The sequence below is a fragment of the Streptomyces sp. NPDC050704 genome, from assembly GCF_040654355.1.
In the GTDB taxonomy this organism is placed as follows: Bacteria; Actinomycetota; Actinomycetes; order Streptomycetales; family Streptomycetaceae; genus Streptomyces.
Map to the genome: position 1 here is coordinate 67079 of NZ_JBFAHW010000031.1, position 21886 is coordinate 88964.

At 70.7% G+C, this 21886-nt stretch carries 18 protein-coding genes, 1 tRNA gene and 1 pseudogene; 13 read left to right on the forward strand and 7 right to left on the reverse strand.

Going from position 1 to position 21886, the window contains the following annotated elements; genetic code table 11:
* Positions 1-55: 55 nt before the first annotated feature.
* The gene (locus tag AB0I18_RS19970; RefSeq protein ID WP_363106846.1) at positions 56-1672 is read right to left on the reverse strand and encodes a beta-N-acetylhexosaminidase; all 1617 of its coding nucleotides are present in this window, start codon (positions 1670-1672) and stop codon (positions 56-58) included.
* 71 nt (positions 1673-1743) lie between these two features.
* Here AB0I18_RS19970 and AB0I18_RS19975 point away from each other — a divergent pair, with 71 nt between their 5' ends.
* Positions 1744-2622: a DUF4429 domain-containing protein gene (locus AB0I18_RS19975; RefSeq protein ID WP_363106847.1), complete on the forward strand. Its 879-nt coding sequence runs from the start codon at positions 1744-1746 to the stop codon at positions 2620-2622.
* A gap of 98 nt (positions 2623-2720) precedes the next feature.
* On the opposite strand, the gene AB0I18_RS19980 is transcribed toward AB0I18_RS19975, so the two are convergent.
* Positions 2721-4301 carry a metallophosphoesterase family protein gene (locus AB0I18_RS19980; RefSeq protein WP_363106876.1) on the reverse strand — a complete coding sequence of 527 codons (1581 nt, stop codon included), beginning with the start codon at positions 4299-4301 and terminating at the stop codon, positions 2721-2723.
* 163 nt (positions 4302-4464) lie between these two features.
* Between AB0I18_RS19980 and AB0I18_RS19985 the strand changes: the two genes are divergently transcribed.
* Both AB0I18_RS19985 and glmS read left to right on the forward strand, forming a co-directional pair.
* Complete coding sequence (locus tag AB0I18_RS19985; protein ID WP_363106848.1) at positions 4465-4722, forward strand: hypothetical protein; 258 nt, start codon at positions 4465-4467, stop codon at positions 4720-4722.
* Between the two features lie 119 nt (positions 4723-4841).
* Positions 4842-6659 carry a glutamine--fructose-6-phosphate transaminase (isomerizing) gene (gene glmS, locus AB0I18_RS19990; RefSeq protein WP_363106849.1) on the forward strand — a complete coding sequence of 606 codons (1818 nt, stop codon included), beginning with the start codon at positions 4842-4844 and terminating at the stop codon, positions 6657-6659.
* Between the two features lie 104 nt (positions 6660-6763).
* On the opposite strand, the gene AB0I18_RS19995 is transcribed toward glmS, so the two are convergent.
* Both AB0I18_RS19995 and AB0I18_RS20000 read right to left on the reverse strand, forming a co-directional pair.
* Positions 6764-7354 carry an acetate uptake transporter gene (locus AB0I18_RS19995; RefSeq protein ID WP_363106850.1) on the reverse strand — a complete coding sequence of 197 codons (591 nt, stop codon included), beginning with the start codon at positions 7352-7354 and terminating at the stop codon, positions 6764-6766.
* A 219-nt stretch (positions 7355-7573) separates the two neighbouring features.
* Complete coding sequence (locus AB0I18_RS20000) at positions 7574-8098, reverse strand: universal stress protein (RefSeq protein ID WP_363106851.1); 525 nt, start codon at positions 8096-8098, stop codon at positions 7574-7576.
* Between the two features lie 448 nt (positions 8099-8546).
* Here AB0I18_RS20000 and AB0I18_RS20005 point away from each other — a divergent pair, with 448 nt between their 5' ends.
* The 5 genes from AB0I18_RS20005 to AB0I18_RS20025 all read left to right on the forward strand — a co-directional run bounded on the left by AB0I18_RS20005 (position 8547) and on the right by AB0I18_RS20025 (position 12253).
* Positions 8547-8849, forward strand: a complete 303-nt coding sequence (locus AB0I18_RS20005) for a hypothetical protein (RefSeq protein WP_363106877.1) — start codon at positions 8547-8549, stop codon at positions 8847-8849.
* A 377-nt stretch (positions 8850-9226) separates the two neighbouring features.
* On the forward strand, positions 9227-10453 hold the full coding sequence (locus AB0I18_RS20010) for a helix-turn-helix domain-containing protein (protein WP_363106852.1): 1227 nt from the start codon (positions 9227-9229) through the stop codon (positions 10451-10453).
* A gap of 174 nt (positions 10454-10627) precedes the next feature.
* Positions 10628-11230 (forward strand): oligoribonuclease, encoded by a 603-nt coding sequence (gene orn / locus AB0I18_RS20015; RefSeq protein WP_363106853.1) that lies wholly within the window; start codon positions 10628-10630, stop codon positions 11228-11230.
* 92 nt (positions 11231-11322) lie between these two features.
* Positions 11323-11395 (forward strand) — tRNA-His (locus AB0I18_RS20020).
* A 147-nt stretch (positions 11396-11542) separates the two neighbouring features.
* Positions 11543-12253, forward strand: a complete 711-nt coding sequence (locus AB0I18_RS20025; RefSeq protein WP_363106854.1) for a hypothetical protein — start codon at positions 11543-11545, stop codon at positions 12251-12253.
* A gap of 383 nt (positions 12254-12636) precedes the next feature.
* Here AB0I18_RS20025 and AB0I18_RS20030 read toward each other — a convergent pair whose 3' ends face one another.
* The gene (locus tag AB0I18_RS20030; protein WP_363106855.1) at positions 12637-13692 is read right to left on the reverse strand and encodes a LacI family DNA-binding transcriptional regulator; all 1056 of its coding nucleotides are present in this window, start codon (positions 13690-13692) and stop codon (positions 12637-12639) included.
* Positions 13693-14076: 384 nt separating this feature from the next.
* Here AB0I18_RS20030 and AB0I18_RS20035 point away from each other — a divergent pair, with 384 nt between their 5' ends.
* The 5 genes and pseudogenes from AB0I18_RS20035 to AB0I18_RS20055 all read left to right on the forward strand — a co-directional run.
* Positions 14077-15402, forward strand: a complete 1326-nt coding sequence (locus AB0I18_RS20035; RefSeq protein ID WP_363106857.1) for an ABC transporter substrate-binding protein — start codon at positions 14077-14079, stop codon at positions 15400-15402.
* Positions 15399-16427, forward strand: coding sequence for a sugar ABC transporter permease (locus tag AB0I18_RS20040; RefSeq protein WP_363106858.1), 1029 nt, complete (start codon positions 15399-15401; stop codon positions 16425-16427). Before AB0I18_RS20035 ends, AB0I18_RS20040 begins: the two co-directional genes overlap by 4 nt.
* A gap of 29 nt (positions 16428-16456) precedes the next feature.
* Positions 16457-17338, forward strand: a complete 882-nt coding sequence (locus AB0I18_RS20045; protein ID WP_363106878.1) for a carbohydrate ABC transporter permease — start codon at positions 16457-16459, stop codon at positions 17336-17338.
* 173 nt (positions 17339-17511) lie between these two features.
* Complete coding sequence (locus AB0I18_RS20050) at positions 17512-18930, forward strand: GH1 family beta-glucosidase (protein ID WP_363106859.1); 1419 nt, start codon at positions 17512-17514, stop codon at positions 18928-18930.
* Positions 18931-19128: 198 nt separating this feature from the next.
* Positions 19129-19236 (forward strand): annotated as a pseudogene (locus tag AB0I18_RS20055) (dipeptidase); the annotation flags it as partial.
* A gap of 41 nt (positions 19237-19277) precedes the next feature.
* Here the strand turns inward: AB0I18_RS20055 and AB0I18_RS20060 are convergent.
* Positions 19278-20354 (reverse strand): ABC transporter ATP-binding protein, encoded by a 1077-nt coding sequence (locus AB0I18_RS20060; protein ID WP_363106860.1) that lies wholly within the window; start codon positions 20352-20354, stop codon positions 19278-19280.
* The gene (locus AB0I18_RS20065) at positions 20351-21874 is read right to left on the reverse strand and encodes an iron ABC transporter permease (RefSeq protein WP_363106879.1); all 1524 of its coding nucleotides are present in this window, start codon (positions 21872-21874) and stop codon (positions 20351-20353) included. The genes AB0I18_RS20060 and AB0I18_RS20065 overlap by 4 nt, the downstream gene beginning before the upstream one ends.
* Positions 21875-21886 lie beyond the last annotated feature (12 nt).

The following is a 21886-nucleotide window of genomic DNA, read 5'->3' on the forward strand; positions in this document are numbered from 1 at the left end:
CACGTACGGTCCCAGGGGGCGCCCGCCGTCGCATTCACCTGACGGACACGGTCAACTACTCAGCCGGCCAAGGCACTTGCGGCGACCGGTAATAGCCGATCCCCAGTGCCTCCCACCGCGGCCCCTGCGCCGCCAGCCGCACCTTGTACGCGTCCCAGTCGTGCGTCGAGGCAGGCGACCAGCCGAGTTCCGCGACACCGGGCAGCCGCGGGAAGGCCATGTAGTCGATGTGCGCCGACGTCGAGACTGTCTCCGTCCACAGCGGTGCCTCGACGCCCTGTACGGCCGAACCGGGCGCTCCGGCAAGGTAGTTGCCCGGGTCCCAGTCGTACGAGCGCCGCACCTCCACATAACCGGCCCAGTCGAGGCCGAGCGGGGTGTCCTTGGTGTACTTCATGTCGAGGTACACCCGGTCAGCGGGCGACAGGACGAGCCCGGTGCCGTTCCGCGCGGCCGCCGCGACCCGCTCCTTCTCCTCGGCACTCGTGCTGTCCAGGCCCCAGTACTGGGCCAGCGCGCCCTTCGCCGGGGTCGCCCCGGTCAGCTGGTGCCAACCGACCACGGTCTTCCCGTACTTGGCGACGACCGGCTGCACCCGGTCCATGAAGGCCACATAGTCCTCGTGGCTCGTGGAGTGCGCCTCGTCCCCGCCGATGTGGAGGTACTTGCCGGGGGTGAGCGCGGCGAGCTCGCGGATCACGTCGTCCACGAAGTCGTACGTGACGTCCTTCGACACGCACAGCGAGCTGAAGCCGACCTCGGTACCGGTGTAGAGCGGCGGCGCGACCCCGTCGCAGTTCAGCTCCGCGTACGAGGCCAGCGCGGCGTTGGTGTGGCCGGGCATGTCGATCTCGGGCACGACCTCCAGGTGGCGGGAGCCCGCGTACCGGACGATCTCCTTGTAGTCGGCCTTCGTGTAGTAGCCCCCGGGGCCGCCGCCGACCTGCGTGGAGCCGCCGTACGTGGCGAGCCGCGGCCAGGAGTCGATCGCGAGACGCCAGCCCTGGTCGTCGCTGAGGTGGAGGTGCAGCTTGTTGACCTTGTAGAGCGCCAACTGGTCGATGTATCGCTTGACTTGGTCCACGGTGAAGAAGTGCCGGGCGACGTCCAGCATCGCGCCGCGGTAGCCGTAGCGGGGCTGGTCCTCGATGGTGCCGCCCGCGACGAGCCACGGGCCCGGCTGCACGGAGTCCTCCTCGACCGAGGCCGGCAGGAGCTGGCGCAGGGTCTGGACGCCGTGGAAGAGCCCGGCGGGCCCCTTGGCCGTGATGGTGACGCCGGACTTTCCGCTGTCCAGCCGGTAGCCCTCGGCGCCGAGGGAGGTGGCGCCGAGCTTCAGCCGGATCCCGGCCCCGCCGCCCGACGTGACGGGCAGCCGGTAACCGGTGGACGGGCGCAGGACGTCGGCGAGGTACTCGCCGACGCGGCGGGCCTCCCGCGAGTCGTCCACCCGGATACGCGTACCGCTGGTGATCCGGTACGGGGTTCCGCCCGCGTCGACCGAGGCGGGAGCGGGGACGACGCGGTCGAGGGGTGTCGCGGCCTTTGCGGCGGCGGGTGGGTCGGCGGGTGCCGCTCCGGCCACGGGTGCCGCTCCGGCGACGGAGATGCCGGCCGCCGCGACGAGCAGCAGCGAACCGAGAAGGCGAGGCGTTCGGTGGCGAGGTCTCACAAACGGTCCCTCCCTGGAGCTCCGATAGGTATGGACCACTCTCTCGCGAGACCGGTGAAACAATCCCTCTCATGGCGGAAATCATCCAGAAGGACGGCACCTGGACCTTCGACGGCGACGCCCTGCGGCTGACACCCGGCCGGGACAAGAACGTCAGTCTGCTCCGCAAGACGCTGGGTGAAGTCGCCGTCCCGCTGGGCGCGTTGGCCGGGATCTCCTTCGAGCAGGGCAGGAAGTCCGGTCGGCTCAGACTGCGACTGCGGGACGGCGCGGACCCCCTGCTGCAGGCGACCGGCGGCAGGCTCACGGACTCCGCCGACCCCTACCAGCTGACCGTCGACTCGGACCGCTACGGCGTCGCCGAGTACTTCGTGGACGAGATCCGCAACGCGCTGCTCCTCGACCAGGTCCCGGCCACCGCCGTCGACCGCTATCTGCTGCCGGGCCCGGCCGTGCCGCTGTCGGTCTCCGCCGGGGACGGCGCCGCGAGCTTCGACGGGGAGCACATCCGCCTGGAGTGGAACTGGAAGACGGAGGAGGCCAAGTCCGCCGCCGGCGCCCGCACGCTGGCCGTCACCGACGTCCAGTCCGTGGAGTGGCATCCGGCGGTCGGCCTGGAGAACGGCTACCTCCGCTTCACCGTCCGGCACGCTCCCACGAAGGCGCCGCCCAAGTACGACCCCAACGCCGTCGAGCTGTGGGGCTTCAAGAAGGACCCGCTGATGGCCCTGGTCGCGGCGGCGGTCCAGGCGCGCCTGCCGCATCCGGCCGCGCCGCCGGAGGACGCCGTACCGAAGCAGCTCACCGCCGCCGCCCCGGCACAGCCCGCCGAGGCCGACCACGACGCCCTGCTGCGCCGCCTGCGCGAACTCGGCGAGCTGCACAAGTCGGGTGTCCTGACGGACGAGGAGTTCGCACTGGCCAAACAGGCGGTCCTCAAACGGATGTAGGGGCCCCGCGCCCCGTCAGGGGCGCGGGGCCCCTACAGGGGCGCGGGGAACTGCGCGACCAGCCCCCACACACCCGCAGCCGCCGAAACACGCACAGGTCAACGAACCCGACGCGCCACCGTGAACCGGTCGACCTCCTCCCCCGTCTCGGCGATCCCCCGCACCGTCAGCGTGGCCGTGCGCCCCTTCGCGGCGGGCGTCACGTCCACGCGCAGGAAGGAGTAGTTCAGGTACCGCACCCGCGACCAGGCGACCGTCTCCTTCTCCTGGACGCCGTCCTTGAGGCAGACGAAGGACGACACGGACTCGTCGTCCTTCTCATGCCCCTCGTACGACTCGTCGGCGCTGAACGCGTACAGGCTGCGGCCCGCCGCGCCCGCCGTCACGTACACGATGCCGTCCGTCTCGGGATAGGCCGTGCCGCCGATCGGCAGCTTCTTGGCGACCTCGCCGCCCTTGATGACGTCGGTGCGCTCGTAGACGTGGTTGTGGCCGTTGATCACCAGGTCGACGGTGTACTTCTCGAACAGCGGCACCCACTCCTGGCGTACGCCGCCCTCGGAGGCGTGGGCGGTCGCGGTGCAGTACGCGCAGTGGTGGAAGAAGACGACGACGAAGTCGATGTGGTCGGCGGCCCGGTACTTCTTGAGCTGGGCCTCCAGCCACTTGGTCTGGGTGCCGCCGGAGAGGCCGAGGTTGGCCGGGATCTCGAAGGAGATGTCGTTGGCGTCCAGCGAGATCACCGCGGTGTTGCCGTGTGTGAAGGAGTAGACGCCCGGCAGGTGCTTCTTGTCGGGCCCGTTGTCCGGGAGCGTGAAGCGGGCCTCCTCGCCGCCGTAGCCGTTCGGCGAGTACCAGGCCTCCATGTCGTGGTTGCCGTACGACACCATCCACGGCACCTGCTTGGCGACGGACTCGGTCTGCGCGAGGAACTGGTCCCACACGCGCGAGTCGAAGCCGGAGTCGGCGGACTTCCCCTGGCCAGCCGGGTCGGCGTACGCGATGTCGCCAGCGTGCAGGTGGAAGGCCGGGTTCTGGGCGAGGATCAGGCTGTCGTTGGCGAGCCCGTGGTAGCTGACGCCCTGGTCGCCGAAGGCCGTGAAGGTGAACGGCTCGGCGTGCGCGGGGGCCGTGGTGAAGGTGCCGAGGGTGCCCGCGAGGTGCGGGGCCGCCGGGTCGAAGCCGTCGTGGCCGACTCCGTAGTAGTACGTCCGGCCGGGGCGCAGCCGCGTCAGCCCGGCGTGCAGGTAGTACTGGGTGTGGTCGCCGCTCGCGCCGACACCGGCCGGCGTGAAGAGGGTGCGGACCTCGGCCTCGATCTTCCGGGAGAGGTCCCACGGGTGGGCGCCGACGCGGATGTACGGCTTCTTCACCGCGGCCGGGACCTGCCAGGAGACGGTCATCTCGGTGCGCGGGTCGGCGCCGTAGGCGAGGTGGCGGCCGAAGGGGGCGACGAGGGCGCCGTCGATCCTCTCGGCCCTGGCGGCCTGTGCGGGACCGGCCCCCTGCGCGGGGCCTGCCGCCTGCGCGGTCGCGCCCGGCAGGAAGGCCCCGCCCACGACGGCGCCCACGGTGACGGCGCCGCCTCTGATCATCGTGCGCCGGGAGAATCTGGTGTGCAGATACTCGTGCTGCTCGGCCAGGCTCATCCGCTCGGCCAGCTGCTCCGGGATGCCCATACGGGGAATGTCCATGACCCGAAAGGTGCTCCGGGCAGCCATCTCTCCGCGGGCCGCAGGATGAACGGGCCCCGAACAGCCTCCCATGAGAGTTTCAACAGGTCTCTGCCCGATATCGGGCAGGATTCTTGCGATTGCCCGCTCTTTACTCCAGGATCGTCGGGTGCACGACGAACTTGTCGATCATCTGACGCGCTCCTCGCCCCTCAGCCGGGGCGAGGCGCTGCGGGTGATCCAGGACGTACTCGCGTACTTCGACGAGTCGACCGAGGCGTACGTACGCCGCCGTCATCGCGAGCTCCAGGCTCAGGGCCTGGTGAACGCGGCGATCTTCGAACGGATCGAGGCGGACCTGAGGTACCGCGCGGTGGCGCCGCCCGAGCTCACGCTGAGACAGCTGCGCCGCATCGTCTACGGCTGACAGCCACGGCTGACCGCCGGAGCCGGGCGTGAGTCGTTTCGGCCGGCAGAGCCGTCTTGACCAGTAGAGCGTTTTGACCAGCAGAGCCGTTTCACCAACAGAGGGGAACCCAGGGACGTATGTGCGGGATCGTGGGATATATCGGCAGGCGTGATGTGGCACCGCTCCTCCTCGAAGGCCTGCAGCGCCTGGAGTACCGCGGCTACGACTCGGCGGGCATCGTCGTCACCACGCCGACGAGCGGCCGCCTGAAGATGGTGAAGGCCAAGGGCCGGGTCCGCGATCTGGAGGCCCGCGTCCCCAAGCGCTTCGCCGGCACCACGGGCATCGCCCACACCCGCTGGGCCACCCACGGCGCCCCCTCGGACGTGAACGCGCACCCGCACCTGGACGCCGAGGGCAAGGTCGCCGTCGTCCACAACGGCATCATCGACAACGCCTCCGACCTGCGCAAGAAGCTGGAGGCGGACGGCGTCGAATTCCTCTCCGAGACCGACACCGAGGTCCTCACCCACCTGATCGGCCGCTCCCAGGCCGAGACCCTGGAGGAGAAGGTCCGCCAGGTGCTGCGCCTGGTCGAGGGCACGTACGGCATCGCCGTGATGCACGCCGACTTCGCCGACCGCATCGTGGTGGCCCGCAACGGCTCCCCGGTCGTCCTCGGCATCGGCGAGAAGGAGATGTTCGTCGCCTCGGACATCGCCGCGCTCGTCACCCACACCCGTCAGATCGTCACGCTCGACGACGGTGAGATGGCGACGCTGAAGGCCGACGACTTCCGTACGTACACCACCGAGGGCACCCGGACGACGGCCGAGCCGACCACCGTGGAGTGGGAGGCCGCGTCGTACGACATGGGCGGCCACGACACGTACATGCACAAGGAGATCCACGAGCAGGCCGACGCCGTGGACCGCGTGCTGCGCGGCCGCATCGACGACCGGTTCTCCACCGTGCACCTGGGCGGGCTGAACCTGGACGCCCGCGAGGCGCGCCAGATCCGCCGCGTGAAGATCCTCGGCTGCGGCACCTCGTACCACGCGGGCATGATCGGCGCCCAGATGATAGAGGAGCTGGCCCGTATCCCCGCGGACGCCGAGCCCGCCTCGGAGTTCCGCTACCGCAACGCGGTCGTCGACCCCGACACCCTGTACGTGGCGGTGTCCCAGTCCGGTGAGACGTACGACGTGCTGGCCGCCGTACAGGAGTTGAAGCGCAAGGGCGCGCGGGTCCTCGGCATCGTGAACGTGGTCGGTTCGGCCATCGCCCGCGAGGCGGACGGCGGCATGTACGTGCACGCGGGCCCCGAGGTCTGCGTCGTGTCCACCAAGTGCTTCACCAACACCACCGTCGCCTTCGCGCTGCTCGCGCTGCACCTGGGCCGCACCCGCGACCTGTCGGTCTCCGACGGCAAGCGGATCATCGCGGGTCTGCGCAAGCTGCCCGGCCAGATCACCGAGATCCTCGACCAGGAGGAGGAGATCAAGAAGACGGCCGAGCAGTACGCCGAGGCCCGCTCGATGCTCTTCATCGGCCGTGTACGGGGCTATCCGGTGGCCCGCGAGGCCTCGTTGAAGCTCAAGGAGGTCTCGTACATCCACGCCGAGGCCTACCCCGCCTCGGAGTTGAAGCACGGCCCGCTCGCGCTCATCGAGCCGGCCCTGCCGACGGTCGCGATCGTCCCGGATGACGACCTGCTGGAGAAGAACCGCGCGGCCCTGGAGGAGATCAAGGCCCGCAGCGGCAAGATCCTCGCGGTCGCGCACCAGGTGCAGGAGAAGGCCGACCAGACGATCCTCGTCCCGAAGAACGAGGACGAGCTGGACCCGATCCTGATGGGCATCCCCCTCCAACTCCTCGCCTACCACACGGCATTGGCCCTGGGCCGTGACATCGACAAGCCGCGCAACCTCGCCAAGTCGGTGACGGTCGAGTAGTCGTCCCCGTCACGTGTGAACGGCTCCCCGTGTGTGCCACCTATGCACACGGGGAGCCGTTCTTTCAGGAGCCGGGTCCGCCCAGAACCCCGGCCCGCGGCTGCTCAGCCGGTTACCGTCATTCGCCGGCCGGCAGCACGTCGTGGAACCGCGGTGGGCCAGTGGGCCAGGAACGCCGTCGCGGCATACCAGGCCACGGCGCCCGCCACCACGGCGAACCAGCCGCCGACCTGGCCGATCGCCTCGCTGTCCCCGAAGCGCGAGACGGCGAGGAGCACGAGCGCGACGCAGAACAGCCCGTAGGTGGCCTGGGCGAGCACGCCGCCGCCCGCCGCCCCGAGCGTCAGGCTCAGCGCGACCAGAGCGAACAGCAGGAGGAAGAGCCCCGCGGCGTTGTCGGACACCGCGGTACCGGCGGTGACTCCCCAGTCGGCGGCCGTCGCGCCCCAGGTGAACCAGAGGGCACCGAGCCCCGCGAAGGCCGTACCGGTGGAGACATCACGGTCGCGGAAGGCGAACAGACCCGCGACGAACAGTGCGACGCCGCCGACGTAGGTGGCGAGGCCCACGGCGTCCGCCGCCGTCACACCGTCGATCACTTCGGTGTGGCCGAGGCCGAAGGCCAGCAGGGTCAGTCCGAGGGCGAGGAGACCAAGGGTCGTGATGGTGCTTCCCGCAGAGACGTCTTTGTCCACGGCGGGCTCCCTTCTTGCATGTGCTGTTGTGCGGTGACCGGTATATGCCCTTCACAAACGCACAAACACATCTACGCGCCGGTAAATTTGCCCGCTCCGGAAAGGGAGTTGACCGTGCCCACGGCTCATCTCACCTGGGACAACGGCGAGTTACGAAATGACAACGCCGGGGGCGCGGATCACGGGGACGGCGCGTGACTCACAGGGACGGCGCGTGGCTTACGGAATGACGACGACCGGGCGCTGCGCGCGCTTCGCGAGCCGGCCCGCCACCGAGCCGAAGATGCGGCCGACGATGCCGTGCGTGGAGCCGACGACGATCGCGTCCGCCTCGTACTCCCGCCCCACCTCTTCGAGTTCGTGGCAGATGTCGCCGCCGCGCTCGACGAGGATCCAGGGCACCTCGGCCAGATACTCGGCACAGGCGAGCTCAAGACCGAGCACCTCGGTGCGGTGATCCGGTACGTCGACGAAGACCGGGGGCTCGCAGCCCGCCCACACCGTGGTGGGCAGCCGGTTGGCGACGTGCACGATGATCAGGCCCGAGCCGGACCGGCAGGCCATGCCGATCGCGTACGCGAGGGCGCGCTCGCTCGATGTGGAGCCGTCGAAGCCCACGACGACGCCGTGCTTGAAGGCGGGGTCGCAGGACTGGCGTGTCTCTTCCGCCGCCAAGGGCTCGGCCGCCGTGGGATCGGCGACGGGGCGCTTGCGGTCCGCGGGTTCGAATTCGTGACCGGCCATGAGTGTCTCGGCGTTCGGATCCTCGTGGGTGGGACGACAGGTACGGCGGAGCTGTGTCCGGGAATCATCTTCCCAACCCCATACCCCCAAGGGTACGGCGGCACGCCTCCTCTGCCCAGATCCCGCTCTCGCCGCGGGAGGGTTCCAGGGAGCATGCCCGAGAGGGCGCCCGTAACGCAATGGTTGCTGCCCCGTACAGGCGGTTTGCACGGCGTTCACCGGACCGAGGGCGCCGGCGGGGCGCCCGGAGGCGGCCCGGAGAGGCCGGGAGCCCGGCCCGGGCCCGCCGTACCGCGACCCCGGGCGGGGACCGACGGCCCCTGATCCGTGACCGGTGGGTCGAACACGCGTTGAACACCCGTAAGCCACCGCTCCAGGGAGCCCCACCGTGTCCGGACGCCGTACCGCGCCCCAGCCCTCCTCCAGGCAGCCCGCCGCGCAGGACGCGGTGAGCGACGTGGTGCGCTGGGCCGCCTTCAGCTGCGTCCTGGTCCCCGTGGTCCTCGTCGGGTACGGCACCTCGCTGGCGGGCGCGGCCGGCACGGCCCTCGGCCTGGCCGCGGTGACCGGGGCGTGCCGGGTGCTGCTGCGCCGGTCCGAGCGGGGCGCGGCGCGGCTGCTCGCCGAGGAACGGTGCGTGGAGCGGCCGCGGGCCGAGGAACGGGCGCCGTATCACGGGCGGCACGGCAGGGTCGGTGCGGGAGCGCATCGAGGGGGCCGGCACGCCGGTGGAAATACGCCGGTTGACTGACCGGTTTCCGCGCACGCGCCCGTTGGTTTTCAGCCAACTTCTAGGCCCCACGCATGCCTTGGCCGAACAGGCCCCCACCCCCCGTTCGACCTGCACTGAAAGGGTCCCCGAGGGTGTCCGCACCCTACTGGGACCGGCCACGGAGACGAGGCGCACTTCCCTGTAGAGCCCACGAGTGCAACGCTTCGTGATCGAATGCTTCACGCCAAGTTGCCATGTCGACAATATGCCGAGTGCCGAACTGGCCACCCAGGCACCACGGGACACAGTAGATTCGATCTTGACGTCTTACGGCGGGGGACTCGTGCAGGACCGAGGGGAAACGTGCAGGAGCGACACAACCGAGGAGCCGCGACCACCGAGGGGGGCTTAGCAGGATGAGCCACGACTCCACTGCCGCGCCGGAAGCCGCGGCCCGGAAACTCTCCGGGCGACGCCGCAAGGAGATCGTCGCGGTGCTGCTGTTCAGCGGCGGCCCCATCTTCGAGAGTTCCATACCACTGTCGGTGTTCGGGATTGACCGCCAGGACGCCGGCGTGCCGCGCTACCGCCTCCTGGTGTGCGCCGGTGAGGAAGGCCCGCTGCGGACCACAGGGGGACTCGAACTCACCGCGCCCAACGGGCTTGAGGCGATCTCCCGGGCGGGCACGGTCGTCGTGCCGGCCTGGCGGTCGATCACCTCACCGCCGCCGGAGGAGGCGCTCGACGCACTGCGCCGGGCCCATGAGGAAGGCGCCCGCATAGTCGGGCTGTGCACCGGCGCCTTCGTCCTCGCGGCGGCGGGACTGCTGGACGGCCGTCCCGCGACCACCCACTGGATGTACGCGCCGACGCTGGCCAAGCGCTATCCGTCGGTGCACGTCGATCCGCGCGAGCTGTTCGTGGACGACGGCGACGTACTGACGTCGGCGGGCACCGCGGCCGGGATCGACCTCTGTCTGCACATAGTGCGGACGGACCACGGAAACGAGGCCGCCGGAGCGCTGGCCCGCCGACTGGTGGTCCCGCCCCGGCGCAGTGGCGGTCAGGAGCGCTATCTCGACAGGTCTTTACCTGAGGAGATCGGCGCCGACCCGCTCGCGGAGGTCGTCGCCTGGGCGCTGGAGCACCTCCACGAGCAGTTCGACGTGGAGACGCTGGCGGCGCGGGCGTACATGAGCAGGCGTACGTTCGACCGCCGGTTCCGCTCGCTGACCGGGAGTGCTCCGCTGCAGTGGCTGATCACGCAGCGGGTGCTCCAGGCGCAGCGACTCCTGGAGACGTCCGACTACTCGGTGGACGAGGTGGCGGGCCGGTGCGGTTTCCGCTCGCCGGTGGCCCTGCGCGGCCACTTCCGCCGCCAGCTCGGCTCGTCGCCCGCGGCGTACCGGGCCGCGTACCGGGCCCGCCGTCCGCAGAGCGAGAAGTCGGCGGACTCGGACAGCGCCCCGCCACCGCAGTCCGTACCGCAGGAGACACCCGTCCCGTTCCAGACCCGGCGTACGGCGGCGGCCCACGCGGTCGGCCCGGCGACGTCGTCCCTCTCCACGGAGTCGGGGCGGGCGGGCGCGGAGATGTACGCGGCGGGCCGGCCGAGCCTGCCGGGACAGCGCAGCGCGCCGTAGCCCCGCCGTAGCGTTTCCCCCCGGCCCCGGACCCGTTGTGGTCCGGGGCCGGGCGGCGTACGTACCCATTGCGTCCGGCTTGCGTGCGGCCCGCGTCCCCCGCGGACGCGTATCCGCGCATCTGTCGAGGTCCCGGGCCTGCCCGCTTGTGGGGGCGGGCCGTAGGGTGAACCCATGAACGATCGCATGGTGTGGATCGACTGCGAGATGACCGGTCTCTCGTTGTCCGACGACGCGCTCATCGAGGTGGCCGCGCTGGTCACCGACTCTGAGCTGAACGTACTCGGCGAGGGGGTGGACATCGTCATCCGGCCGCCGGACGCCGCACTGGAGACCATGCCGGACGTGGTGCGCCAGATGCACACCTCCTCCGGCCTCCTCTCCGAGCTTGCCGGAGGTACGACCCTGGCGGATGCCGAGGAGCAGGTCCTCGCCTACATCCGTGAGCACGTCAAGGAGCCGGGCAAGGCTCCCCTGTGCGGAAACACGGTGGGCACGGACCGCGGTTTCCTGCTGCGCGACATGCCCACGCTGGAGAACTACCTCCACTACCGCATCGTGGACGTCTCCTCGATCAAGGAGCTGGCCCGCCGCTGGTACCCCCGGGCGTACTTCAACAGCCCCGAGAAGAACGGCAATCACCGCGCCCTGGCCGACATCCGCGAATCCATCGTGGAGCTCCGCTACTACCGCGAGGCGGTCTTCGTCCCCCAGCCGGGACCCGACTCCGACACGGCCCGCACCATCGCCGCAAAGCACGTCCTACCTGCTCAGTAGTCCCCGCGTAAAGGCGGGAGCGAGCACCCCTCCGGACCCTGTACACTTTTTCTCGGCCGGTCGGTGAACCACTCGGAGAACCGCCGGTCATGGTGGGTGTAGCTCAGCTGGTAGAGCACCTGGTTGTGGTCCAGGATGCCGCGGGTTCAAGTCCCGTCACTCACCCTGACAAATCGAGGGCCGGTCCGCGAAAGCGGACCGGCCCTCGGTGCTTTCCGGTGACCGTGGGCTTCCCTCGCCACCCGGGGCATCTTGATCAGGTTCCCGGTAAGTACTGGACTGGCTCTCCCCGACCCGGCCACAGTGATGACCATGCTTGAGGCAGTGGTGGCCGTCGTCGGGGCCTTGGTGGGTGTGGTGGGGCTGGTGACGAGTTACTCGGGGCATCGGCACAGTGTCCGGGAGGCCGCGCGGGTGGCGTTGCTGGAGCGGGGGGTACGGGAGCGGGAGAGGGAGGCGGAACGGCAGGCCGAGCGGCAGGCGGAGGTTGTGCAGGCCTCCTTGGTGCAGGTCGTGATGAGCAGCCGGCCGTCGCCGCTCGCCGAGCAGTGGCTCAGCTGGGTCCTCCAGGCGACGAACAGAAGCGATCAGCCCCTCAGAGAGGTCGCGTTGAGCTACGGCGGCCGGCCGCTCCCGGCGAGCGTCGCGAACGGGCTTCTGCACGCCGGGCAGAGCCTCAGCGCGGACCTGCCCCCGAGCGACGTGCCCCACAACCCCGTTCTCGGCGTCGTGGAGTTCACGGACGCGGCGGGGGTGCGGTGGCGGCGGTCCGCCATGGGCGTCCTGGAACGGCGGCAGGCGGGCGGCGCCTGGGACGTTCAGCCGCCCAACGTGGCCCCGGCGGCCTCCCCCTTCCCGCAGCCGGGAGCGTCGTACAGGCAGGTGCCCCGGTCCAGGCAGGTGCCCCAGGGCTCAGGTGCACCACCGCGGCGCCGCAAGAGGCTGCCGCGCGCGGTGTCCGTCGTGATGGTCGTCGTCGGCGCGGTCCTCGTCGCGTGGGCGACGTGGTCCCTGACCCGATAGCCGACACACGGGCCGAATGAGTACGGCACGTCCGAGCCCCACGCCGTACGGCACGTCCGGGCCCCGCGTCGCACGGCGTATCCGGACCCCGCGCCACACGGCACAACCGGCCTCCCGCCGTACGGCACACCGGGACCCACGCCGCACGGCGCATCCGGACCCCGCGCCACGTCCGGACCCCGCGCCGCACGCCACGTCCAGGCCCCGCGGCACGGCACGGCACGTCCAACCTCCGCGCCGCACGGCACACCCGGACCCCGCGCCACACCCGGGCCCTGCGCCGCACGACACGTCCAGGCCCCGCCATACGGCCTGTCCCGTCCTCCGCGCCGCGCCCCGTCCCGGACCCGCGCCTCAGGACCGCTCGGCCCGCCCCGCCCGCTCTACGACGAAGCCCGTGCCACCAGCTCTGTCGGCAGTACCAGTTGTCGCCTCTCCAGTCCTCGGGACACCGCGGGGCGGCGGTCCGCGATCTCGTCCATCAGGAGGTCGAGCATCGCGCGGCCCATGTCCTCGATCGGCTGGCGCACACTCGTCAGGGGCGGGTCCATGTGGCGGGCGATGGCCGAGTCGTCGTAGCCGACGAGGGCCACGTCCTCGGGTATGCGGCGGCCCGCCTCGCGCAGCACCTGGCGGGCGCCGGCCGCCATGACGTCCGAGCCGGCGAAGACCGCGTCCAGGGACGGGCAGCGGTCGAGGAGCTCCTGCATCGCGCGCCGGCCGCCCTCCTCCGTGAAGTCGCCGGGGACGATGAGGCGTTCGTCGACCTTGTAGCCCGCCTCGCGCAGCCCCTCGCGGTAGCCGTCCACACGGCGCTGGGCGCCGAACACGTCGAGGCGTCCGGCGAGGTGGGCTATGGTGCGCCGGCCCTTCGCGACCAGGTGCTGCACGGCGTAACGGCCGCCGCCGAAGTTGTCCGAGTCGACGGACGGCAGCGTCTCGTCCACGGACCTGCGGCCGCTGATCACCGCCGGGATCTCCAGTTGGGACAGCAGGTCGGGCAGCGGGTCGTCCGCGTGCACCGAGACCAGCAGGACCCCGTCCACGCGGTGCGCCGCCAGGTACTGGGCCAGCCGGGCCCGTTCACGGTCGCTGCCCGCGAAGATCAGCAGGAGCTGCATCTCGGTGTCGGAGAGCGCCGCGCCCACACCCCGCAGCATGTCCGAGAAGTACGGTTCCGCGAAGAAACGGGTCTCGGGCTCGGGGACGACCAGGGCGATCGCGTCCGTGCGGTTGGCGGCCAGGGCACGGGCCGCCGTGTTCGGTACGTAACCGAGTTCCGCGACCGCCGCCTCGACCGCCGCACGGGTGGCGTCACTGACCCGCGGAGAGCCGTTGATCACGCGGGAGACCGTGCCGCGGCCCACACCGGCGCGCGCGGCGACCTCTTCAAGGGTCGGCCGCCCGCCGCTCCGGCTCCGCGCTCCGTGGACTGACATGGCCCGTCCTCCCGTCCGACACGGTTCACACCGCGTTTGGCCTGGAATCTAACAGTCTTGATCCGGACCGGCTCCGTACGGAGAGGGTCTCAGTACCCCGGTCTCAGCTCCTCGGCAACCACTTCGCCGGTTTCCGTGGCCCACTCTCCCGGCCATCGGTGCCGTTAGTTAACAGCCCGATAACCGAAGACATATCTCCGCGTCCCCACCCTTGACACCCCCGCGCGAACCGACGACTCTTCAACACATCACCTGTGGGAGCGCTCCCACAGTACCTGACACATACACAACCCGCACGTTCCCCGCCCGAGCCGCAGCTTGAACTAACGGGCCCAACAACGCAGTTGGCCGGGGGGTCGGCACGTCAGGCAACAGGAGGACGCAATGCGCACGAGTACCCGCGGGTCCCGCAGGATGATGACCCTCGCGGTCGTCGCCGCGCTGACGACGGGGCTGCTTGCCGGCTGCGCCGAGGACTCGGACGATGGCTCGTCGGATTCGGACAGCGGTAGCGGCGGCGGTGGCAAGACCACGCTGACCATCGGCACCTTCGGTGTCTTCGGCTACAAGCAGGCCGGCCTCTACGACGAGTACATGAAGCAGAACCCGGACATCACCATCAAGGAGAACGTCACCACCAAGACCGACGTGTACTGGCCGAAAACCTTGACCCGTCTGCAGGCCGGTTCCGGTACCGACGACCTCCAGGCGATCGAGATCGGCAACGTCACCGAGGCCGTGCAGACGCAGGCCGACAAGTTCGTCGACCTCGGCAAGGAGGTCGACAAGTCCCAGTGGCTGGACTGGAAGACCGCGCAGGCCACCACCAAGGACGGCAAGACGATCGCCCTCGGCACCGATATCGGCCCGATGGCGATCTGCTACCGCAAGGACCTGTTCCAGAAGGCCGGTATTGAGACGGACCGCACCAAACTCGCCGAGCAGTGGAAGGGCGACTGGTCCAAGTTCGTCGACCTCGGCAAGGACTACATGAAGAAGGCGCCGAGCGGCACCAAGTTCGTGGACTCCGCCTCCTCGGTCTACAACGCCTCGTTCGGTGGCGAGAGCGAGCGGTACTACGACAAGGACGACAACGTCATCTGGGACAAGTCCAAGGGCGTGAAGCAGGCCTGGGACGACGCCATGACCGTGGCGACCAGCAACATGTCGTCGAAGCTGAAGCAGTTCGAGGACCCGTGGAACCAGGCTCTCGCCAAGGGCAGCTTCGCGGCGGTGGCCTGCCCCGCATGGATGATCGGCTACATCCAGGAGAAGTCCGGTGAAGCCGGCAAGGGCAACTGGGACGTGGCGGCGGCGCCGACCGCGTCCAACTGGGGCGGCGCGTTCGTCGGTGTGCCGACGGCGAGCAAGCACCAGAAGGAGGCCATCGCGCTCGCGAAGTGGCTGACCGCCCCCGAGCAGCAGGCGAAGGTCTTCGCCAAGCAGGCGAGCTTCCCGTCGACCCCGTCGGCGTACCCGAACCTGAAGCCGCTTCCCGCGACCACGGAGTACTTCTCGAACGCGCCGATCACGCAGATCTTCTCCGACTCGGCGAAGTCCATCCCGACGCAGATCTTCGGCGCGAAGGACCAGCCGATCAACACCTCGATCAATGACATCGGCATCGTGCAGGTCGAGCAGAAGGGCAAGACCCCGGACCAGGGCTGGGACGCGGCCACCAAGGAGATCAAGGACGTGCTCGGCCAGTGACCAGCTCCAAGGAGGCTCTCGCGCGATCAGCGCCGAGCGCCGACGCCGCGCCCGGTGACCAGCCGGGCGCGGCGCGCCGCGCTCACGGTCGCGGTACACCGCCCCGGGACCCGAACTCCTGGCGCAGTCGGCTGTACCGCTGGGACATGAAGGCGTCGCCGTACGCGTTCATCGCCCCGTTCTTCATCTTCTTCGGCGCCTTCGGGCTCATCCCGCTGCTGTACACGGCCTGGTACTCGCTGCACAACGTGCAGCTGTCCAACCTGGACGGCCAGACCTGGGTGGGCCTGGACAACTACGAGAACCTGCTGTCCTCGGACTTCTTCTGGAACGCGCTGCAGAACACCTTCACCATCGGTGTGATCTCGACCGTGCCGCAGTTGGTCATGGCGCTCGGAATCGCGCACCTGCTCAACTACAAGTTGCGTGGCTCCACCGTGTGGCGGGTCGTGATGCTCACCCCGTACGCCACCTCGGTGGCGGCGGCGACCCTGGTCTTCGTGCTGCTGTACTCCTGGGACGGCGGCATGGTCAACTGGCTGCTGGACTTCGTCGGGGTCGACCCCATCAACTGGCGTGAGTCCGACTGGGGTTCGCAGTTCGCCGTCTCCTCGATCGTGATCTGGCGGTGGACCGGCTACAACGCCCTGATCTACCTCGCGGCGATGCAGGCGATCCCCGCCGACCTGTACGAGTCGGCGGCTCTGGACGGCGCGGGCCGCTGGCAGCAGTTCCGCCATGTGACGATCCCGATGCTGCGGCCGACGATCCTGTTCACGGTGGTCGTCTCCACGATCGGCGCGACGCAGCTGTTCGGTGAACCCCTCCTCTTCGGCGGGCTCAGCGGCTCCAAGGGCGGCTCCGACCACCAGTACCAGACGCTCGGCCTGTACATGTACGACCAGGGCTGGGTCATCGGCAATCTCGGCAAGGCGTCCGCGATCGCCTGGACGATGTTCCTGCTCCTGCTGATCGTCGCCGCGGTCAACCTGCTGATCACCCGACGGCTGAGGAAGTCGCAATGACCACACGTGAACTGACACCTCCTCAGGTGATGGATGCGGCGGAGAAGAGCGGCCGGGACGGCTCCGGGCGCCGCCGGCTGCTCGGCGCGGGCAAACAGATGCACGCGGGTCCGGTCACATACGTCGTCCTGGCCGTCTTCGCCCTCGTCTCACTGGCACCGCTGCTGTGGACGGTGGTCGCGGCCTCGCGCACCAACGAGCGGCTCGCCCAGTCGCCGCCGCCGCTGTGGATCGGCGGGAACCTGTTCAAGAACCTGGAGGCCGCGTGGGAGCAGGGCGGCCTCGGCACCGCGATGCTCAACAGCACGATCGTCGCCACGACCATCACCGTCGGTACGGTCCTGTTCTCCACGCTCGCCGGGTTCGCCTTCGCCAAGCTGCGGTTCAGGTTCTCCAACGTCCTGCTGCTGCTGACCATCGGCACGATGATGATCCCGCCGCAGTTGGCGGTCGTGCCGCTGTACCTGTGGATGAGCGAGCTGGGCTGGTCCAACCAGCTGCAGACGGTCATCCTGCCCACCTTCGTCAGCGCCTTCGGTACGTTCTTCATGCGGCAGTACCTGATCCAGGCACTGCCCGGTGAGCTGATCGAGGCGGCGCGGGTCGACGGCGCGAGCAGTCTGCGCGTCATATGGCACGTCGTCTTCCCGGCGGCGCGGCCGGCGATGGCCGTGCTCGGGCTGCTGACGTTCGTGATGGCCTGGAACGACTTCCTGTGGCCGATCATCGCGCTCAACCAGCAGAACCCCACCGTGCAGGTCGCCCTCAACTCGCTCGGCACCGGTTACGTTCCCGACCAGGCGGTGATCATCGCGGGCGCGCTCCTCGGCACGCTGCCACTGCTCATCGCCTTCCTGCTGTTCGGCAGGCAGATCGTGGGCGGGATCATGCAGGGCGCGATCAAGGGCTGAACCGCCCCGCGCCCGCCTGCCTCCGCCCGACGGAGCAGCCCCACGGTGCCCGGCCGGACGGCCTAGCCGCCGCGCCTGGTCGACGGGGCCGAGCCGCCACCGCCTCGGCCCCTCCCCCCTCCGACCCCACATCCCTGGTCTCCTACGACCTTTCCTCCCATGGGAGCGCTTCCATGCCTGAGCCTGTGACCTTTCCGCCTGCCTTCCTCTGGGGGGCAGCGACCTCCGCGTACCAGATCGAGGGGGCGGTGCGGGAGGACGGCCGTACGCCCTCGATCTGGGACACCTTCAGCCACACACCGGGCAAGACGGCCGGCGGCGAGCACGGTGACATCGCCAACGACCACTACCACCTGTACCGCGACGACGTGGCGCTGATGGCGGACCTCGGTCTGACCGCGTACCGCTTCTCGGTGTCCTGGCCGCGGGTGCAGCCGACGGGCCGCGGTCCCGCGGTCCAGCGGGGACTGGACTTCTATCGCCGCCTGGTCGACGAGTTGCTGTCCCACGGCATCAAGCCCGCGCTCACCCTCTACCACTGGGACCTCCCCCAGGAGCTGGAGGACGCGGGCGGCTGGCCGGAGCGGGACACGGCGCTGCGTTTCGCCGAGTACGCGCAGATCGTGGGCGAGGCGCTCGGCGACCGCGTCGAGCAGTGGATCACGCTCAACGAGCCGTGGTGCAGCGCGTTCCTGGGGTACGGCTCCGGGGTGCACGCACCGGGCCGTACGGACCCGGCGGCCGCCCTCCGGGCCGCACATCATTTGAATCTGGCTCACGGCCTGGGCACTTCAGCCCTGCGCGCCGCGATGCCCGCCCGCAACAGCATCGCGGTGAGCCTCAACTCCTCGGTGGTCAGGCCGAATTCGCAGGACCCGGCGGACCTGGCGGCGGTCCGGCGCATCGACGACCTGGCCAACGGGATCTTCCACGGCCCGATGCTGCACGGCGCGTACCCGGAGACCCTCCTGACCGCGACGGCCTCGGTGACGGACTGGTCGTACGTCCTGGACGGCGATCTCGCCCTGATCAACCAGCCGTTGGACGCGCTCGGCCTCAACTACTACACGCCGACGCTGGTCGGCGCCGCCGACCCGGCCGCGGACGCTCCGCGCGCGGACGGCCACGGGGCGAGCGAGCACTCGCCGTGGCCGGGCGTGGACGACGTGACGTTCCATCAGACTCCGGGCGAGCGTACGGAGATGGGCTGGACGATCGACCCGACGGGCCTGCACGAGCTGATCTTGCGGTACACGAGCGAGGCCCCCGGGCTCCCCCTGTACGTGACCGAGAACGGCGCCGCGTACGACGACAAGCCCGACCCCGACGGCCGCGTCCACGACCCGGAGCGGATCGCGTACCTGCAGGGCCACCTGGCGGCCGTACGCCGGGCCATCACCGACGGCGCGGACGTCCGCGGCTACTACCTGTGGTCCCTGATGGACAACTTCGAGTGGGCGTACGGCTACGACAAGCGCTTCGGCGCGGTGTACGTGGACTACGCGACGCAGGCCCGTACGCCCAAGTCGAGTGCCCTCTGGTACGGGGAGGCGGCCCGGACGGGGGCGCTGCCGACGGTGCACACCGAGTAGGTCATCTCTCCGAGTAGGCCATTTCCCAGGGGGAACGGGGGCGGGGGACGGGGCGCGGCACGCTGAGGGGGGTGCCGCGCCCCGCGCTCCACACGATGATTGGAAGGTCTGGGACACTTTACGGAGGTCGTACGTGTCCCAAACCTTCCAATCACTGCGATCCACCGCTTGAAGGGGGGCCGCCCGCACTGCAGCGGGCCGCCCGACATCGCTCCGCACAGCGCGGGCGCGGCCGTCGACCTCACCCTCGCCGACGCCGGTGGGCGCGAGCTGGACCTGGGCACGCGGATGAAAGCGGACCCGAAGGTTGCGCGCCTCCTCCCCGGCGGATGCCCTTCCCACCCGCCCTACGGATGCAGCGCCCCCTCCCCCACCACCCGAACCCCCGTCTCCTCCCCCGGCCGCACCGACACCGGTCCCGCCACCCTGATGCCGACCGGGGTGTCGTGGCCGGCGACCGCCACGGTGACCATGGCGTCGTGGCCGTAGAAGCACACGTCCGTCACCGTGGCCCGTACCGCGCCTGCCGTGTCCGGGCCGGTCAGGCGGAGTTGTTCCGGGCGGAGCAGTACCGTGCCGGCGCGGAGTCCGGCGGGCTGGGCAGAGAGCAGCGGTACGGTGCCCAGCGGGGTGGAGGCCGTGCCGTCGCCGTCGACCGTACCGGGGAGCAGGACCGCGTCGCCGACGAAATCGGCGACCCAGGGGTCGGCGGGGTGGCGGTAGAGGTCCTGGGGCGTGGCGCACTGGGCGACCCGGCCGTCGCGGACGACCGCGACGACGTCGGCGGTGGACAGGGCCTCCTGCTGGTCGTGGGTGACGAGGACGGCTGTCGCGCCGGTGGCGCGCAGCGCGGCCCGTACGTCCGCCCGTACCCCCGCCCGCAGTGCGCTGTCGAGGGCGTTGAACGGCTCGTCCAGGAGTACGAGTTGAGGACGCGGGGCGAGTGCCCTGGCCAGGGCGATGCGCTGTTGCTGGCCGCCCGACAGCTCGTGCGGCATGCGGTCGCCGTAGCCGGCCAGGCCGACCAGTTCCAGCATCTCCGCCGTGCGGCGCTTTCGTTCCCCCCTGTCCACGCCGGTCGGACCGGTCAGGCCGAAGGCCACGTTGCGCGCCACGCTCAGGTGCGGGAAGAGCGCGCCCTCCTGCGGCACGATGCCGACCGAGCGTCGCTCGGGCGGGAGATGAACACCCGGCCCTGTCAGGACCCGGCCGCCCACCCGGACCGTGCCCACATCGGCGCGCAGGAAGCCCGCGACGATGCGCAGCAGGGTGGTCTTCCCGCAGCCGGAGGGGCCGAGGACGGCGGCCAGGGCTCCGGCGGGCACGGTGAGGTCCAGCTGTTGGAGGACGGGCGCCCCTGGGCCGTACGACTTGGTCAGCCCCTCTACGTGCAGTTCGTTCCCCGTTACGAGCCGTTCGGTCATGTGCGGTGCCTGCCTAGGAGGTACGAGGGGACGGCGGCCAGCAGGATCAGCGCGGCGGCGTAGGGCGCGGCGGCCGCGAAGGATCCGGCGCCGGTCTCGGTCCACAGCCGGGTGGCTAGGGTGTCCATGCCGGTGGGGCGCAGGAGCAGGGTGGCGGGCAGTTCCTTCATGCAGACCACGAAGGTGAGCGCCGCGCCGGCCGCCACCCCGGGCGCGGCCAGCGGCACGGTGACCTCGCGCAGGACCTGCCACGGCCGCCGCCCCAGCGACCGGGCCACGTCCTCGAGGGCTGGCGGCGCCTGGAGCACGGCGGCCCGGGTGGCGGCCACCGCGACCGGCAGGAAGAGCACGGCGTACGCGCCGACCAGCAGCGGGAGCCGCTGGTAGAGCGGGTACGCGTACCGGACCGCGAAGAAGACCAGCGACAGCGCCACCGTGATGCCGGGCAGCGCGTGGCCCGCGTACGCCGCCTGCTCCAGCAGCCGTGCGCCGCGCCCCCGATACCGGGCGGCGATCACTCCGACCGGCAGGGCGAGGGCGGTGGTGAGGGCGGCTCCGGCCGCCGCGACTCCGAGCGTGGCCCAGGCGGTGTCCACGAGCCCGCCCAGGTCCCAGGTCGCCGAACTGCCGACCGCCAGCCAGTACCCGAGGGTGCCGAGCGGGAAGGCGACCGCCACGGCCGCCACCGCCCCGCACCACAGCAGCGCGAGCGGCCGCCACCTGCCGAGCGGGAGCGGAACGGCCGGGCGGGCGGCGCCGGTTCCGGTCCTGGCGTGCCCGGCGCGTCCGCGCGTACGGGCCTCGGCGGCGACCAGCGCCACCGTCATCACCACCAGCACCACGCTGAGCGCGGCGGCGGGCGTGCGGTCGAAGGAGGCGCGGTAGGAGGTGTGGATGGCCCGGGTGAAGGTGTCGTACCGCATCAGCGACACCGCGCCGAAGTCGGACAGGACGTACAGCGCGACGAGCAGCGCCCCGCCCGCGGCCGCCGGTCGCAGTTGGGGCAGGGTGACCCGGACGAACGTACCCAGCGGGCCGTGGCCGAGGGAGCGGGCCGCCTCCTCCTGGGCCGGGTCGATGCCGCGCAGTGCGGCGGCGACCGGCAGTTGGACGTACGGGAAACTGACCAGGGTCAGGGCGAGTGCGGCGCCGCCGAACCCGGCGAGCCCCGGTTCGGCGGACAGCCAGGCGAACGCGGCGACATAGCTGGGTACGGCCAGCGGCAGTGTCGCCAGCACCGACCAGGCGCGGGCGCCGGGCAGGGCGGTGCGCACGGTCAGCCAGGCCAGCGAGACGCCGAGTACCAGGCAGGCCGCCACGACCGCGGCGGTGAGGCCGAGGCTGCGGCCGAGGAGCTGGAGGGTGCGTTCGTCGGCGACGATCCGCCAGGCGAAGGCGGGTCCGCGTTCCAGGGCGCGGACGCCGAGGTAGCCGAGCGGGAGCAGGGCGAGGAGTGCGGCGGCGCAGGCGGGGACCACCAGGATCAGCGGTGGCCTGCGCCCGGCCGCCGTACGCGGTATCCGCCCGGCGGC

Bases quoted from the DNA above. Each gene is read 5' to 3' on its own strand.
- glmS (WP_363106849.1), top strand. From the start codon at position 4,842: ATGTGCGGGATCGTGGGATATATCGGCAGGCGTGATGTGGCACCGCTC.
- AB0I18_RS20060 (WP_363106860.1), bottom strand. From the start codon at position 20,354: ATGACCGAACGGCTCGTAACGGGGAACGAACTGCACGTAGAGGGGCTG.
- AB0I18_RS20035 (WP_363106857.1), top strand. From the start codon at position 14,077: ATGCGCACGAGTACCCGCGGGTCCCGCAGGATGATGACCCTCGCGGTC.
- AB0I18_RS20000 (WP_363106851.1), bottom strand. From the start codon at position 8,098: ATGGCCGGTCACGAATTCGAACCCGCGGACCGCAAGCGCCCCGTCGCC.
- AB0I18_RS20050 (WP_363106859.1), top strand. From the start codon at position 17,512: ATGCCTGAGCCTGTGACCTTTCCGCCTGCCTTCCTCTGGGGGGCAGCG.
- AB0I18_RS19980 (WP_363106876.1), bottom strand. From the start codon at position 4,301: ATGGGCATCCCGGAGCAGCTGGCCGAGCGGATGAGCCTGGCCGAGCAG.
- orn (WP_363106853.1), top strand. From the start codon at position 10,628: ATGAACGATCGCATGGTGTGGATCGACTGCGAGATGACCGGTCTCTCG.
- AB0I18_RS20030 (WP_363106855.1), bottom strand. From the start codon at position 13,692: ATGTCAGTCCACGGAGCGCGGAGCCGGAGCGGCGGGCGGCCGACCCTT.
- AB0I18_RS20010 (WP_363106852.1), top strand. From the start codon at position 9,227: ATGAGCCACGACTCCACTGCCGCGCCGGAAGCCGCGGCCCGGAAACTC.
- AB0I18_RS20025 (WP_363106854.1), top strand. From the start codon at position 11,543: ATGCTTGAGGCAGTGGTGGCCGTCGTCGGGGCCTTGGTGGGTGTGGTG.
- AB0I18_RS19975 (WP_363106847.1), top strand. From the start codon at position 1,744: ATGGCGGAAATCATCCAGAAGGACGGCACCTGGACCTTCGACGGCGAC.
- AB0I18_RS20045 (WP_363106878.1), top strand. From the start codon at position 16,457: ATGGATGCGGCGGAGAAGAGCGGCCGGGACGGCTCCGGGCGCCGCCGG.